The 12,063-nt window shown below is 40.4% G+C and carries 18 protein-coding genes and 1 pseudogene; 15 read left to right on the top strand and 4 right to left on the bottom strand.

Features of this window, described 5'->3' with window-relative positions; all coding sequences use genetic code 11:
• The first annotated feature begins 810 nt into the window (after nucleotides 1–810).
• Nucleotides 811–1,194: a hypothetical protein gene (locus QWZ13_RS14060; RefSeq protein ID WP_290282321.1), complete on the top strand. Its 384-nt coding sequence runs from the start codon at nucleotides 811–813 to the stop codon at nucleotides 1,192–1,194.
• A gap of 73 nt (nucleotides 1,195–1,267) precedes the next feature.
• Nucleotides 1,268–1,693 carry a hypothetical protein gene (locus QWZ13_RS14055; RefSeq protein WP_290282320.1) on the top strand — a complete coding sequence of 142 codons (426 nt, stop codon included), beginning with the start codon at nucleotides 1,268–1,270 and terminating at the stop codon, nucleotides 1,691–1,693.
• 3 nt (nucleotides 1,694–1,696) lie between these two features.
• On the opposite strand, the gene QWZ13_RS14050 is transcribed toward QWZ13_RS14055, so the two are convergent.
• The gene (locus tag QWZ13_RS14050) at nucleotides 1,697–1,861 is read right to left on the bottom strand and encodes a hypothetical protein (RefSeq protein WP_290283450.1); all 165 of its coding nucleotides are present in this window, start codon (nucleotides 1,859–1,861) and stop codon (nucleotides 1,697–1,699) included.
• Here QWZ13_RS14050 and QWZ13_RS14045 point away from each other — a divergent pair.
• Nucleotides 1,797–2,072 (top strand): annotated as a pseudogene (locus QWZ13_RS14045) (GFA family protein); the annotation flags it as partial. The gene QWZ13_RS14050 and the pseudogene QWZ13_RS14045 overlap by 65 nt on opposite strands.
• Nucleotides 2,073–2,116: 44 nt before the next feature.
• Here QWZ13_RS14045 and QWZ13_RS14040 read toward each other — a convergent pair.
• Nucleotides 2,117–2,275 (bottom strand): hypothetical protein, encoded by a 159-nt coding sequence (locus QWZ13_RS14040; RefSeq protein WP_290283449.1) that lies wholly within the window; start codon nucleotides 2,273–2,275, stop codon nucleotides 2,117–2,119.
• A 149-nt stretch (nucleotides 2,276–2,424) separates the two neighbouring features.
• Here QWZ13_RS14040 and QWZ13_RS20090 point away from each other — a divergent pair, with 149 nt between their 5' ends.
• From QWZ13_RS20090 to QWZ13_RS13990, 10 genes are all read left to right on the top strand, one after another.
• Nucleotides 2,425–2,628 (top strand): DUF7957 family protein, encoded by a 204-nt coding sequence (locus QWZ13_RS20090; RefSeq protein ID WP_494338226.1) that lies wholly within the window; start codon nucleotides 2,425–2,427, stop codon nucleotides 2,626–2,628.
• A 407-nt stretch (nucleotides 2,629–3,035) separates the two neighbouring features.
• On the top strand, nucleotides 3,036–3,164 hold the full coding sequence (locus QWZ13_RS14030; protein ID WP_290282317.1) for a hypothetical protein: 129 nt from the start codon (nucleotides 3,036–3,038) through the stop codon (nucleotides 3,162–3,164).
• A 59-nt stretch (nucleotides 3,165–3,223) separates the two neighbouring features.
• Nucleotides 3,224–3,568, top strand: coding sequence for a VOC family protein (locus QWZ13_RS14025; protein ID WP_290282316.1), 345 nt, complete (start codon nucleotides 3,224–3,226; stop codon nucleotides 3,566–3,568).
• A gap of 74 nt (nucleotides 3,569–3,642) precedes the next feature.
• Nucleotides 3,643–4,038: a GNAT family N-acetyltransferase gene (locus QWZ13_RS14020; protein ID WP_290282315.1), complete on the top strand. Its 396-nt coding sequence runs from the start codon at nucleotides 3,643–3,645 to the stop codon at nucleotides 4,036–4,038.
• Between the two features lie 135 nt (nucleotides 4,039–4,173).
• Nucleotides 4,174–4,662 (top strand): GNAT family N-acetyltransferase, encoded by a 489-nt coding sequence (locus QWZ13_RS14015; protein ID WP_353959021.1) that lies wholly within the window; start codon nucleotides 4,174–4,176, stop codon nucleotides 4,660–4,662.
• Nucleotides 4,663–4,817: 155 nt separating this feature from the next.
• The gene (locus QWZ13_RS14010; RefSeq protein WP_290283378.1) at nucleotides 4,818–5,519 is read left to right on the top strand and encodes a 2-phosphosulfolactate phosphatase; all 702 of its coding nucleotides are present in this window, start codon (nucleotides 4,818–4,820) and stop codon (nucleotides 5,517–5,519) included.
• Nucleotides 5,520–5,567: 48 nt separating this feature from the next.
• Nucleotides 5,568–5,717, top strand: coding sequence for a hypothetical protein (locus QWZ13_RS14005; protein WP_290282314.1), 150 nt, complete (start codon nucleotides 5,568–5,570; stop codon nucleotides 5,715–5,717).
• A 19-nt stretch (nucleotides 5,718–5,736) separates the two neighbouring features.
• Nucleotides 5,737–6,225 (top strand): GNAT family N-acetyltransferase, encoded by a 489-nt coding sequence (locus QWZ13_RS14000; RefSeq protein WP_290282313.1) that lies wholly within the window; start codon nucleotides 5,737–5,739, stop codon nucleotides 6,223–6,225.
• Between the two features lie 26 nt (nucleotides 6,226–6,251).
• Nucleotides 6,252–6,620 (top strand): VOC family protein, encoded by a 369-nt coding sequence (locus QWZ13_RS13995; protein ID WP_290282312.1) that lies wholly within the window; start codon nucleotides 6,252–6,254, stop codon nucleotides 6,618–6,620.
• A gap of 53 nt (nucleotides 6,621–6,673) precedes the next feature.
• The gene (locus QWZ13_RS13990) at nucleotides 6,674–7,087 is read left to right on the top strand and encodes a hypothetical protein (protein ID WP_290282311.1); all 414 of its coding nucleotides are present in this window, start codon (nucleotides 6,674–6,676) and stop codon (nucleotides 7,085–7,087) included.
• Between the two features lie 114 nt (nucleotides 7,088–7,201).
• On the opposite strand, the gene QWZ13_RS13985 is transcribed toward QWZ13_RS13990, so the two are convergent.
• Nucleotides 7,202–7,330: a hypothetical protein gene (locus QWZ13_RS13985; RefSeq protein ID WP_290282310.1), complete on the bottom strand. Its 129-nt coding sequence runs from the start codon at nucleotides 7,328–7,330 to the stop codon at nucleotides 7,202–7,204.
• The gene (locus QWZ13_RS13980) at nucleotides 7,302–7,436 is read right to left on the bottom strand and encodes a hypothetical protein (protein ID WP_290282309.1); all 135 of its coding nucleotides are present in this window, start codon (nucleotides 7,434–7,436) and stop codon (nucleotides 7,302–7,304) included. The genes QWZ13_RS13985 and QWZ13_RS13980 overlap by 29 nt, the downstream gene beginning before the upstream one ends.
• Between QWZ13_RS13980 and QWZ13_RS13975 the strand changes: the two genes are divergently transcribed.
• Both QWZ13_RS13975 and QWZ13_RS13970 read left to right on the top strand, forming a co-directional pair.
• Complete coding sequence (locus tag QWZ13_RS13975) at nucleotides 7,408–9,477, top strand: putative bifunctional diguanylate cyclase/phosphodiesterase (RefSeq protein WP_290282308.1); 2,070 nt, start codon at nucleotides 7,408–7,410, stop codon at nucleotides 9,475–9,477. The genes QWZ13_RS13980 and QWZ13_RS13975 overlap by 29 nt on opposite strands.
• Nucleotides 9,467–12,031 carry a chemotaxis protein CheB gene (locus tag QWZ13_RS13970; RefSeq protein WP_290282307.1) on the top strand — a complete coding sequence of 855 codons (2,565 nt, stop codon included), beginning with the start codon at nucleotides 9,467–9,469 and terminating at the stop codon, nucleotides 12,029–12,031. Before QWZ13_RS13975 ends, QWZ13_RS13970 begins: the two co-directional genes overlap by 11 nt.
• Nucleotides 12,032–12,063 lie beyond the last annotated feature (32 nt).

The following is a 12,063-nucleotide window of genomic DNA, read 5'->3' as shown; positions in this document are numbered from 1 at the left end:
CAGGCTAGCTTTTACGCAATAGTCATCGCTCCCAAGCTAGGGTAGAGTGAGTAGCCGGCCTCGTTAAGCTGGCAGGCAAGTTAAAAGGCCATCAAGCAAAAATACTGCATCAAAAGCGGAGCCTGATGGAAAACAATAAATTAAAAAGCACGTGGGCACGTGATAGTTAAGAGCCACAAGCCACTACTTGTAACAAGGCGCAGCTGCATCGTGCCTACGGCACTGGACTCACTGTCGTTCGCCGCAGTGCTTTGCGTTAGAAGGCATTAAATGAACTACTGGGACGCACTTGATAAACTGGTTTCGGAATCGCAAGTAGTAATCGATCGTCCGAAGAATAGTACTCATCCAAAGTTCGAGAGAATCGTTTATCCGTACAATTATGGTTATTTAGAAAGTACTATAGGCGGTGATGGGGAAGGCATTGATGTATGGGTAAAAGAGGTCGGTACTTCTGTTACGGGTGTTATAACCACAGTTGACTTGTTTAAAAGAGATGCAGAAGTGAAAATTCTTCTAGGGTTTAGTTCTAGTGAAATGGCTGAAATCGAGCAGTTTCATAATGTTAATAGTCAAAGTGCAGCTCTGGTGCTAAGGCCTCCTTCTAACAAGTAAATGAACCTCGCGCGTAAAATACCCCTTCGGGGTACGCGCTGGACTCAATCACGCTGGCGCGTAATTTCGCCAGTTATATAGACGTTAGTTTACGGAATGAAATTGAGAATTTTTTTAATTACAGCGATTCTATTTATGCAAGTTTCATTTGCACAAGGACCTACGAAAATTGAGCTTGGGCCGTTTGCGTTTGACATGCCTGGAACCTGGCAATCTAAGAAAATGGAAGATGGTAGTCTTCATTCCCAATCAGAAAACAGGTATTTCATAGCATCAAACTATGCACTCGAAAGTCCTGAGGAGTTCGTGGAGTTTTCGGTTTATATTGAAGATACATATTCTAAAATGCCTAATGATCAGCCTCTAGAGTTAGTAACAGGGTTTGCTGATGTTAGACCTAAGCCTCATTTAAACTTTAGACTAGCAAGCTTCAAAAACACATCCTCAGATGGTTTCTTTATCATTGCGTATATTGGCACCAATGCTGGTCCGATTTTAGTAACCTATGAAGGATTAGACGACGTTTTTATAGGTCGAGAGGAATTAGATAAAATATTGGCAAGTTTATCGGCAAGATAAACTAACAATCACAGGCAATGGACGCGAAAAAGACCGCGCCAATGCTGTAAGCGTTAGTTTTCAGGATAAGCCCATGACTATGTCCGATAAAGTAAGGCTCGATGGGCTGTTAGAAGAATATAAAGCGCAGCCTGTCGGAGACGGTTACATCGACATAATTGTATCGAGAGAAAAATATCATTCTTTCGCGAAAGCAATTATTGAAAGTGGAATTCTCATCGAAGCAATAAGTTGGTGGGAGTATATTGAAAACGTTAACGCCCCAAACACCTATGGTATGGGCGGTCCTTGTAGCAGATTTTATCAAGGTTGGTTTGCTGAAACCTGCACTGATGTGGATGAAGTGCCTCACTCAACAAACTCTCTGGCCGCAATTGCCGAAATGGTTGAGGGCAAAGTTCTTGGTGAGCATGATGGGGAAGAGGTAAGTTTTAAAAAAATAAAATCGCTGACGCCTGCGTTTTGGCTAAAGGTCGATAAAAGCTGGAAAAGTAGGTAGTAGCTAATGAAAACTAACAATCGCATGTTGTCGGACTTGTTTTCCGCTGCGCTTCAAACCAGCCGTAAATGCGGGCGTTAGAGAGCTGTAGGAATATCGAATTATGTATCTAGGCAAGTGTTTATGCGGCGAAGTGCAAATAAAAATAAATGGTGAAATCAGTGACATTATTCACTGTCATTGTTCTTTGTGCAGAAAAAATAGCGGTACAGCTTTTGCCACAAATGGTTTCATAAACTCTGTAGATTTAGAGATTGCATCAGGCAAGAATAGCTTAAGCACATTTTCATTTAAGCCAGGAAAAAATAGGCATTTCTGCACTAATTGTGGCTCTCCAGTTTATAGTTCAAATGAACAAGATCCTACACGTTATAGATTAAGGTTGGGTATTCTTGATTCAGATATAGAAGAACGCCCAATCTCTCATAATTTTGTTTCGTCAAAAGCAAATTGGGAAGAACTAGATGCTAAGCTACCAAGATATGACTCGTTCGAGCCTAGCCGTAAATAGCTCTCTAACAAGCTGTTAAACAAGGACAAAATACAGTTGGCTTTTGCTCCTTCGTCGCTTATTCTAGCCAACTATATTTAGCCTGTTAACAGGGCGTTAGGTGCAATATGGAAGTAGCTGAAATCAAACAGAGGATTGAAATTGAAGGCCTCGAGATTATTAGACGGTATCCTTCCTATGAAGCTCTCGTAGATTATCCTCGCGAAAATTAAACAGAAATATTGAGGCTCATAAAGCTGATGGGAGTCTTGTTTGGATAATACAGGAGTGTCCAGCTGGTGGAGCGACAGAAGATAAGGCTTATATGGATATGCATGTTGAGGATGGTCAATTAATTGCTGGTAACTGGGTTGGTCTAGATTTCATTGTAAATATAAAAAATGGTGATGTGATACCAATAAATAAAGGTAGGCGCCCATGGTAAATTTCCCACCTAACAATCACAGGCAGTCGACGCGAAAAAGCACGCGCAACTGCTGCAAGCGTTAAGTGATAATGGAAAAATACCAGAGAATCTTCACACAAATAGCGCTGCCGGACACGTTTTCTGAGTATCTAACCATGAGTTTAGATGACAATAATCTTGTGGTTTACGCTAGTGGTATGATGGATGAGAAAAAGTCCTACCTTATTACTGTTGAGGATGTGGTAGCCTTTCAGGTTCTTGAGGAGTTTTGCCATCCTAACATGGACAGGAAACGTGGAGATCCAGTGCCTCCTTTTTCAAATGAGGCCAAGAAAATATATTACCCGATGTTGCGAATTGAAAACTCGATATGGATTGATAGTTTTAGTGAGAATAGGCTTCGGGATCACAGGCGTGAGAGTGCCATGCACTATAAATTATTGTCTTATTCAAATGTAATTGACTTCATATCAAACCGATTGCCCGAAATTAAGGAAATTCGATATGATGAATATATTGCAATTAAGGAGCTGATCGGTGGCAATTTCACTTAACAAACACAGGCAGTCGACGCGAAAAAGCCCGCGCAACTGCTGCTAGCGTTAAAAGGCTTATGAAACCTATTGCAAACCTAATACATGTGGAAGATCTTAAGTTAGGTCTTGATTGGTACCAAAAGGCTTTCCCTGATGCAATTGTACGGACCATTGACGATTTTACATTCCTCGAGGTAAATGGTTTTGCGTTAGAATTGGTTTTAGCTGATGAAAAGGTTGGATCTGGTAAGAGTGGATCAGTAACCTATTGGCTAGTAGAAAGCCTAGAATATGAAATGGAAAGGTTTAAAAGCATTGGATCTATTATATACCGAGGACCAATGGAGATTGAGGCAAACCAATGGATGTGCCAAGTAACAGATCCATTTGGTAATTTAATTGGCTTGAGAGGGCCGTTTTAACAATCATAGGCACGGCGACTCGTAAACTCGCGCGTGCTATAGGCGTTATGTGTAAAGCCATCAGGGAACTCCGAATGGAAATTAAAAGTGTAAAAACTAACTCCCAATTAGCTGAAAAACTATTTTCACTGTTAAAATCGGAGTGGCCTGAATTTGAGGGCTTCAAACAAGAAAAATTAGGTGTAAAAATACCTGATCCAATAGTCTCATCGATAAATGGCGAGTTAGTAGGAGGATTGTCATTTACAAGCTACCAGGTACCGATGAGTGACAGTATAGCAATTTGGATTAATGCTGTATTTGTAATCCCGAAATTTCGCGGAATGGGGATTGCTTCTAAAATGATTGACAAAACACAAGAGGTAGCGGAAGAGCTATACGCGCTAACGGATGTCCCTGAACTCTACTCTAAGCTTGATTGGAATATTGTTTTAAAAAATGAAAATGGAACAACAGTTAAAAACACATAACAATGCCATCATGCACCGCCGCCCGTGGACTGGACAAACTTTCCGTTGTTCGTTTGTCCTTTAACGATTACGCTAGCAAAAACAATCAACAAAAAGTCTGACGCATATGGCGGGCGTTATGTAAATGGAGCTTCAATGAGCAAAGTCATGTTGCGAAAAATTTGCGAGGATGATCTTGGAGTTTTTTCAAAACTGCTTTCTGACCCTCAAGTTATGGAGTTCAGCGAGGGTTTTGTTGCGTCCGAATATATCGATACGTGGTTTGAGTCTATAGCATCACAGTACGCTTCGAGTGACTCATTTGGTACTTTTGCAATCGTATTGGCTGAAACACATGAGGTTATCGGTTATTGCAGTTTGCTACGCTCTAAATATTCAGAGTTACCCGAAATTGGTTATCGCATTTTTCCAAGTTTCTGGGGTAGAGGTTTAGCTACTGAAGCCGCGAGATTTATTGTTAGGCATGCATTCGAAAAGTGCGGCTTATCAATTGTATACGCGCAAGTTGATCCAAATAATCTAAGATCGATTGGTGTTTTGCGTAAGTTGGGGATGTCTTTTAGTCACGAGATTAAGCCGGATGGCTATGACTATGCAGACCAAATTTGGGTGCTAGAACGCTAGAATTCACAAAACAAGCGCTCAAGACGGATTTACCACGTTTGGCAGTTTTGGTTTAGATCGGCTCAAGTGTTTGCGGCACAATGGTTTAGGCTAAGTGGTTGCGTCGTTCACCGCTTAACGCAGCGTTAGATGTTCAAGTTACCCTGAGAGAAAGCATGAAAATAGAAATAGTAAATTTTGTAGATGGGGCTAGGAATGCTGAAGGTATAGCCGTTGTTATTGATGTTTTTCGGGCTTTTTCTGTAGCCTGTTATTGCTTTAGCAAGGGTGTTTCAAAAATATACCCTGTAGGTGATGTTGATGACTCATATAATTTAGTGAAAAATTTTGCTGACGGGATTCTGATTGGTGAAAGGAAAGGTAAGAAGTTACCTGGCTTTGACTATGGGAACTCTCCAACAGAAATTATAGCTGCGAACCTATTAGGTAAGACAGTTGTTCATACCACGCACGCGGGTACCCAAGGAATAGTTAACGCATTAAATGCAGATGAAGTTCTTACGGGAGCATTTGTAAACGCCAAGGCTACAGCTAAATACATTAAAGATAGAAACCCTGATAAAGTAACACTGGTTAAAATGGGGCTTGAGGCTAAAAACCAATCTGATGAAGATGACCTGTGTGCAGAATATATTAAGATGTTGTTAAGCAACCAACCGTTTGATGAGACCACTATTGTTGAGACTTTACGTAAATCTCCCTTCTCACAACGATTTTTCGACCCAAATAAACCGTGGTGCCTATCATCAGATTTTGATTTGTGTTTAGATGTTAATAGGTTCAGCTTTGCATTGCGATCTATTCGTGATGAGACAGGGAACTTGAATCTTGAAAAAGTAAATGTAGAAATGGGATAAGAGAATAGGTTATAACAAACGGCGGCTTTCTCAATATCCAACTGCGCAATGCATCTAACAAAAAGTTCAATCTCGTACCGCTACGCCCCACCGATAGTTTTTTTAACGGCCTCCAGTAGAGCCCTAACGAGTGTTGATCTGAATGCGCGTTACGAAGGGTTCAATCTAATGTATTATCAATTAAGAATATTTCCATAGCTCTTAAAAGGTTTTAAGAATGAACATTATTGTTGATGATTTATCGGGTGGTGAAGTTGTTGCGTTGCTAGAAGAGCACCTGGCTGATATGTATGCAACATCGCCAGCGGAAAGTGTGCATGCGTTAGATGTGGATGCGCTGAAAGCACCTGAAATTAAGTTTTACAGCGCATGGAATGACAATTCGTTGCTGGGTTGTATTGCTACTAAGCGGTTGACCGCCGGGCATATTGAACTGAAGTCAATGAGAACCGTAAAAACGGCGCGTAATTTAGGCGTTGCTTCTAAGTTGTTGAATCATGTACTTGAACTGGCCACTCAGCACGGCTATTTAACTGTAAGCTTAGAAACCGGCTCGCAAGACTACTTTTTAGCTGCGAGAAATCTCTATCAAAAGCATGGTTTCGAGTATTGCGGTCCTTTTGCTCAATACACAGCCGACCCAAATAGCCGGTTTATGACAAAAACGCTAGTGGATGTTGAGTTAGAAGAGATAAATGAACATTAGAACCTAAAATGTAACGGAAAATTACTATGTTTGATCATGTAAAATTTGGCGTTTGTGATTTTCAGGTGAGTAAACGCTTTTATCAAAGTACCTTAAAGCCTTTAGGTATTACTGGTTATACAGATTGGCCTCCTCTTGGAATAGAGATATACGACCCTGACGGTGATATTTCGCTTTGTTTTTATCAGTCGGCGGAAAAACCCGCTCCTCTTCACATTGCATTTACTGCAAAATCTCAGCAACAGGTCGATGAATTTTATTCTGCAGCTTTACAGGCTGGAGGCAAAGATAACGGAAAGCCAGGCTTGCGCCCTAATTATCATGAAAGTTATTATGCGGCCTTTGTAATAGATCCTGATGGTCACAATATAGAAGCGGTCTGCCATTTGCCGTAAGGTAACCGTTTAGGCTGTATTGTATTAATCTCACTTAATACTCAAGGCTTCTTATGAACCACAAAATCTCACTCGAAGATCTTAATTTTAAGAGCGATGTAGAGCATTGTCGCTTCCCAGTGCCCGATTTTAACCACAGGGCACACGTTCGCTTAGCCTATATTTATATCGTTGAGCATGGCGTTGTTGAATCTGTCGATGTAATGAAACAATCTCTTTATGGTTTATTGCAACACGCAGGAATAGACCCTGCTGAAAAGTACCATGCAACCTTGACCCAAGCTTGGTTGCACGCTGTAAATCATTTTATAGTGGCCGGAAAAGTCTATGATGATTCTCAGCAGTTTATTGAACATAACCCTAAGCTGCTAGACGTTGATGTAATGTTAACTCATTACTCTAAGGAACTTTTGTTTTCACAAGAAGCCAGGGAAGCCTACGTTTCACCCAACATTGAACCTTTTTGACTTTTATTAATATTTACAGATCTAATTTCGAACACTGTAATTCGCAGGGTTTGTGCCATTTTAGCAATTGACTACAGGCCATTTTTGGCGCTTTTTCATTTATCTCAATTAAATTTAGGCAAAACTACGGCGTTGTGACGCTATTTTAAGTCTATTCGAAGGGCCTAAAAAGTTACCTTCATTGCTAAATTGGTGATAATCTAACCAAGTCTGCTCATAAAGGTAGAAGGGTATGTTCAACATTAGTTTGGATCGGTGGTGTTATGTCGCCACGTAATGCTTCTGAAAGCAAAGTCGAAAGCCCCAATTTACCTAAACCTTTGAGTGAGTTGTTCAACGGAACCGACATTGGCAGTGCCATCGTTAACGCAGAAGCCGTAGTCGTCAGCTGCAATTCTGCGTTAAAGCGCTGGTTAGGTCGTTTAACAAACAACAGCGATACTTCAACCTACCCGATAGAGCTTACCTCCTTAAAGCGAATTCTTCGCAATTTTAATGCTAAAAAGAATCTTTCTTACCAATTGGTCAATTTCCCCCTTCAACACAGCGGTTTAAAATACCCTTTAATGGCGCAAGGAGTCTTAACACGGCTTAATTCCAGCGCCGCCAACGAACAAGAGCCTCTAGAATTTGGGCTTATCTGTTGGATGAGTGAAACCAGTAAGCAACCTGCCATTTCTAGCATGCCCCGATCTATAGATAAACTTTTATACAGTGTGCCTATTGGAATCATCAGTATAAATGGGGAGTGGGAATGCGAGTTTGTGAACGGCGAGTTTTGTTTGCTGACTGAAAAAACCGAAGCGGAGCTGGCCGGAAGAGAGTGGATTGATGTGTTTATGCATCAACATGAGCGCTTGCAGTCATTAGTGAGCCAGCTTTCAACCGAAGGCGTTGCTCGAGTAGATTTAGCGATAAACAGCCCTGGTCGCCGTACTAAAACATTGGAATTGGAACTCAAAGGCCAATTAAATGCCGATGGGACTTTAAACCATGCTGTGGGTGCCCTTGTAGATGTATCTGATCGTGTCGAAAGGCAAAACGAAATACACCGATTAGCCAATTTTGATCCAATTACCGGGCTGCACAACCGACTGTCTATTTTGCACCAATTAGAGCGTTATATAAATATTGCTCAAGAGCTGACTCAGCCTATTCATTTGTTGTTCGTTGATTTAGACAGCTTTAAGATGATAAACGACTTATACGGCCACCCTGTGGGTGATTTATTGCTAAAGGAAGTCGGGGAGCGATTAAAAGAAAGTGTACGTGATTCTGATTTAGTGTCGCGCTTTGGCGGTGATGAATTTCTGTTGATCATTCCTGGTGCTATTGATCAATCGGTTGTTGATGGTATTGCAACCAAGATAATCGAAAGGGTAGGGCTTCCTTATCAGATAAAGAAAATTACCTTGCACACGTCGGTCAGTATTGGCATTTCCGACTACATTCCAAATAAAGCGATTGTGAGTGCACCGCCAGTATCGGCCAAACTGATAATGGACGATTTAATTCAAAGGGCAGATATAACGCTTTACAGTGCTAAAAAGCAGGGAAAAAACCGATATGTTCGCTTTACTAATGATGACTCTCAAAAGGTTACCGATTTTTATAACATTCTTCAAAAACTGACGACGGGCATCGAGAACAAAGAATTTAATATGGTGTACCAACCGATCGTTAATTGTAAAAGCGGCGAGATAACGACGGTTGAAGCTTTGATTCGTTGGAATAATAAAGATATTGGCCAAATAACGCCTGATCGTTTTATTCCCATAGCTGAATCACACGGGAAAATAGCCGATATACAATATTGCATGATTGAACAGGTGAGCCGTGATATTGCTTTGTTTTCGGAACTGGGCGTACTTGCCTCCCATAGCTTTCGGGTCGCTATCAATTTAAGCGCATCGCAAATAGTCGATATTGTTCATTTATCCGAATTTTTAGCTTATATCACAGATAAAGGCATTCTCCCGTCACAAATTTCCTTAGAAATAACCGAGTCTATGATTGTAAGCGATGAACAGCATATTATTGATTACTTAGCGTCACTTATTGATCAAGGGTTCCAAATTAATATGGATGATTTTGGTACCGGTTATTCCTCACTGAGTTACTTAACTAAAATTCCGTTAAGCGCAATAAAGCTAGATAAATCGTTTATTGAGCCGATATTGAAAAAAACTGAGCAGCGAGCTTTGGTCGATGGTGTTTTGCGATTAGCTCACTCCCTCAACTTAACAGTCGTTGCAGAAGGGGTTGAAAATGATTTGCAACGTGAAACACTATCGAAAATGGGGTGCGACTGTATACAAGGATTTGCGGTTGCGAAACCAATGCCGCCAAAAAAATTAGTAAAATGGATTACCCACTATTATGAGCAATAAAAAAAATACCAGGTCTATAAATGCCACTGAACTTAGTATAAAAAAAGCTGAGTATGTGGTTGGCATAGGCTGCTCAGCCGGAAGTTTAAGTGCTCTCATTCAATTTGTTAAAGGCATTGCTAGCACTACCCAAGCGGCGTTTATTTTAGTTCAGCATTTATCGCCCGATTTTAAAAGCATTATGGATGAAATTCTTGAAAAACATTGTCCTATCAACGTTAAGTTGGCAAATGATTTTCAGATAATTGAGGGCGGTTGCTTATATGTTTTAGAGCAACGCACCTACCTTTCTATCGCTGGTGGCCGTATTGTGCTCTCAGAAACTGAGGTGAATCAGTATCGCCATCCAATTGATTACTTTTTTAAATCACTGTCGGAAGAGTTTCAAAATAGAGCCTACGGTGTCATTTTGTCGGGTACTGGAAATGATGGTACTAAAGGTCTTCAGTCTTTACAGCAAGTGGGAGCCCTAACTCTTTGTCAATCGCCGCAAGAAGCCGAATTCGATGGCATGCCAAATAGCGCTATTGAAAACAACGATGTAGATCATATAGCCGATGCAAAAGACCTCAGTCGCATTATATGTGAGCATGTAAATAGTCGGTTAAACACCGATGTAAAAATATCTCAACGGAAATCCGATTTTTCGTTGGCAGAGAAAATATTTGATCTTATCAGAGAAGACTCAAATATTGATTTCTCGGAATACAAAATAGGTACTGCTGAACGAAGAATTCAACATCGAATGGGTGTTCTAGAAATAAATAATATTCAAGAATACTACGAATATGTGCTTCGTGAAAAAGTCGAAGTATCTATGTTGGCAAAGGACATGCTGATTAGTGTGACACAATTTTTTCGCGATCCAGAAGTGTGGGAGGTACTGTTGGAACAAATAGTGAAACCCATGATTGTAAAAAAGCCGGAGCATGAGGATATTAGAATTTGGGTTCCTGGGTGTGCGAGCGGTGAGGAAGCTTATACGCTCAGTATGTTATTTATGTACGCATTTGAAGAATTAGGCGAGCATCGCGAAGTAAGGATTTTCGGCTCCGATATTCAAAGATCTGAATACCGTAATCTAACGGGCGTTACTTATGAGCAAGATATAGAAGAGGTTGTTCCAGCCAAGTATTTAGAACGATACTTTATTAATGCAGGCGGGCACTATGAACTGAGCAAGCGAGTGCTGGCGAATGTTGTGTTTACCAGCCACAATGTCGCGGTTGATCCGCCTTTTTCAAATTTAGATTTAATCAGTTGCCGAAATCTATTGATTTACTTCCAGCCTTCGGCACAAAAGCGAATATTGTCGTATTTTCATTTTGGTTTAAAATCTAACGGATATTTATTATTAGGCTCTGCTGAAACATTAGGAGCGTTAACAGATTACTATTATCCTGTTGATTCCAAAAATAGAATTTATCAAAAAAATAACGACACACGAATTACTCTCTTAGAAGCGGGATTAAAACAACTCCAAACGCATAAACATACTAAAGTTGTTGAGCAAACGAATAAGGTAAAAACATTTTTAAAAGCGGGTGATTTTAGTTTGTCGGCTCAGTCTGTGATTGGGCGTGTAAAAGATGTAGTACTAAGTACCTATGCACCGCCAACTATCATTACAGATAAACACCATAATATTATTTATTCCATTGGCGATACTCAGCTGTTTTCAAAAAAAATTGTACCCGGCGCTACGTCACTCAATATAAGTGCTTTGCTCCATAATGATATTGCCAGTGCCGTCAGTGTACTTATTAAACGAGTCGAAGATACGCATTTGCCGGTTAGAGTTGAAAACTTAGTTATGTTGCCTGAAAACATAAAACTCAGTATTGAAGGTAACTTTATTGAAAGTCCTGTAACGAAAAATGTCGAAAATTTTACGGTAAGCTTTATCGTTGAAAGAGCTTTAACCAGCGCGGAATCTGAAGAGGAAAGAGATTTCCGTCGGCATAATCAAATGACGGGGCAAATATCAAAACTCGATGCCGCGTTGGTGGACGCGCGGGAAATCCTAGCGGAGCGTCAGAAAGATATTGAAAATTTAGCCGAAGAATTACAAGTCTCTAATGAAGAACTCATGGCCTCTAATGAGGAGTTGCAATCGAGTAATGAAGAGTTGCAATCCGTCAATGAAGAGCTCTTTACCGTTAACAGTGAGTATCAAGAGAAAATAAGAGAATTGGAAGCGGCTAATTTTGATTTTGACACCTTGTTGATGTGTACAGATTTGGGTGTTGTTTATTTAGACGCCAATTTGTTGATAAGAAAGTTTACGGCGAAAGCAAAAGATTTTGTCAAACTTCTTCCCTTAGATATAAACAGGCCATTTACAGATATTTCTCTAACCTTTGATTTTGAAGGGCTCAACGAAGCCATTAACCTTGCCAAAACCAGTAAAAAGTCGGTGGATCGGCTTGTCGAACGCGCAGACCAAGAAAGCATAAAGGTGGCAATAAACCCATACACAAGTGCTCAAGACCAAATTGACGGTGTCATTTTAATATTTCAGTTTATTCCTAAATTGCCGTATTTGAGAACCTAGGTTGCCAAATAGAACGTACCTATATGGATATA

The sequence above is a fragment of the Reinekea marina genome, from assembly GCF_030409715.1.
GTDB lineage: Bacteria > Pseudomonadota > Gammaproteobacteria > Pseudomonadales > Natronospirillaceae > Reinekea > Reinekea marina.
The sequence above is the reverse complement of the archived record's forward strand: the minus strand, read 5'-3'. Positions and strand labels throughout refer to the sequence as shown.

Coding starts and splice junctions, on each gene's coding strand:
- QWZ13_RS14000 (WP_290282313.1), top strand. CDS start 5,737: ATGAACATTATTGTTGATGATTTATCGGGTGGTGAAGTTGTTGCGTTG.
- QWZ13_RS13995 (WP_290282312.1), top strand. CDS start 6,252: ATGTTTGATCATGTAAAATTTGGCGTTTGTGATTTTCAGGTGAGTAAA.
- QWZ13_RS14020 (WP_290282315.1), top strand. CDS start 3,643: ATGGAAATTAAAAGTGTAAAAACTAACTCCCAATTAGCTGAAAAACTA.
- QWZ13_RS14025 (WP_290282316.1), top strand. CDS start 3,224: ATGAAACCTATTGCAAACCTAATACATGTGGAAGATCTTAAGTTAGGT.
- QWZ13_RS14055 (WP_290282320.1), top strand. CDS start 1,268: ATGACTATGTCCGATAAAGTAAGGCTCGATGGGCTGTTAGAAGAATAT.
- QWZ13_RS14050 (WP_290283450.1), bottom strand. CDS start 1,861: ATGTCACTGATTTCACCATTTATTTTTATTTGCACTTCGCCGCATAAA.
- QWZ13_RS13980 (WP_290282309.1), bottom strand. CDS start 7,436: ATGTCGGTTCCGTTGAACAACTCACTCAAAGGTTTAGGTAAATTGGGG.
- QWZ13_RS13970 (WP_290282307.1), top strand. CDS start 9,467: ATGAGCAATAAAAAAAATACCAGGTCTATAAATGCCACTGAACTTAGT.
- QWZ13_RS13985 (WP_290282310.1), bottom strand. CDS start 7,330: ATGTTGAACATACCCTTCTACCTTTATGAGCAGACTTGGTTAGATTAT.
- QWZ13_RS14030 (WP_290282317.1), top strand. CDS start 3,036: ATGCACTATAAATTATTGTCTTATTCAAATGTAATTGACTTCATATCA.
- QWZ13_RS14015 (WP_353959021.1), top strand. CDS start 4,174: ATGAGCAAAGTCATGTTGCGAAAAATTTGCGAGGATGATCTTGGAGTT.
- QWZ13_RS14010 (WP_290283378.1), top strand. CDS start 4,818: ATGAAAATAGAAATAGTAAATTTTGTAGATGGGGCTAGGAATGCTGAA.
- QWZ13_RS14005 (WP_290282314.1), top strand. CDS start 5,568: ATGCATCTAACAAAAAGTTCAATCTCGTACCGCTACGCCCCACCGATA.
- QWZ13_RS13990 (WP_290282311.1), top strand. CDS start 6,674: ATGAACCACAAAATCTCACTCGAAGATCTTAATTTTAAGAGCGATGTA.
- QWZ13_RS14060 (WP_290282321.1), top strand. CDS start 811: ATGCCTGGAACCTGGCAATCTAAGAAAATGGAAGATGGTAGTCTTCAT.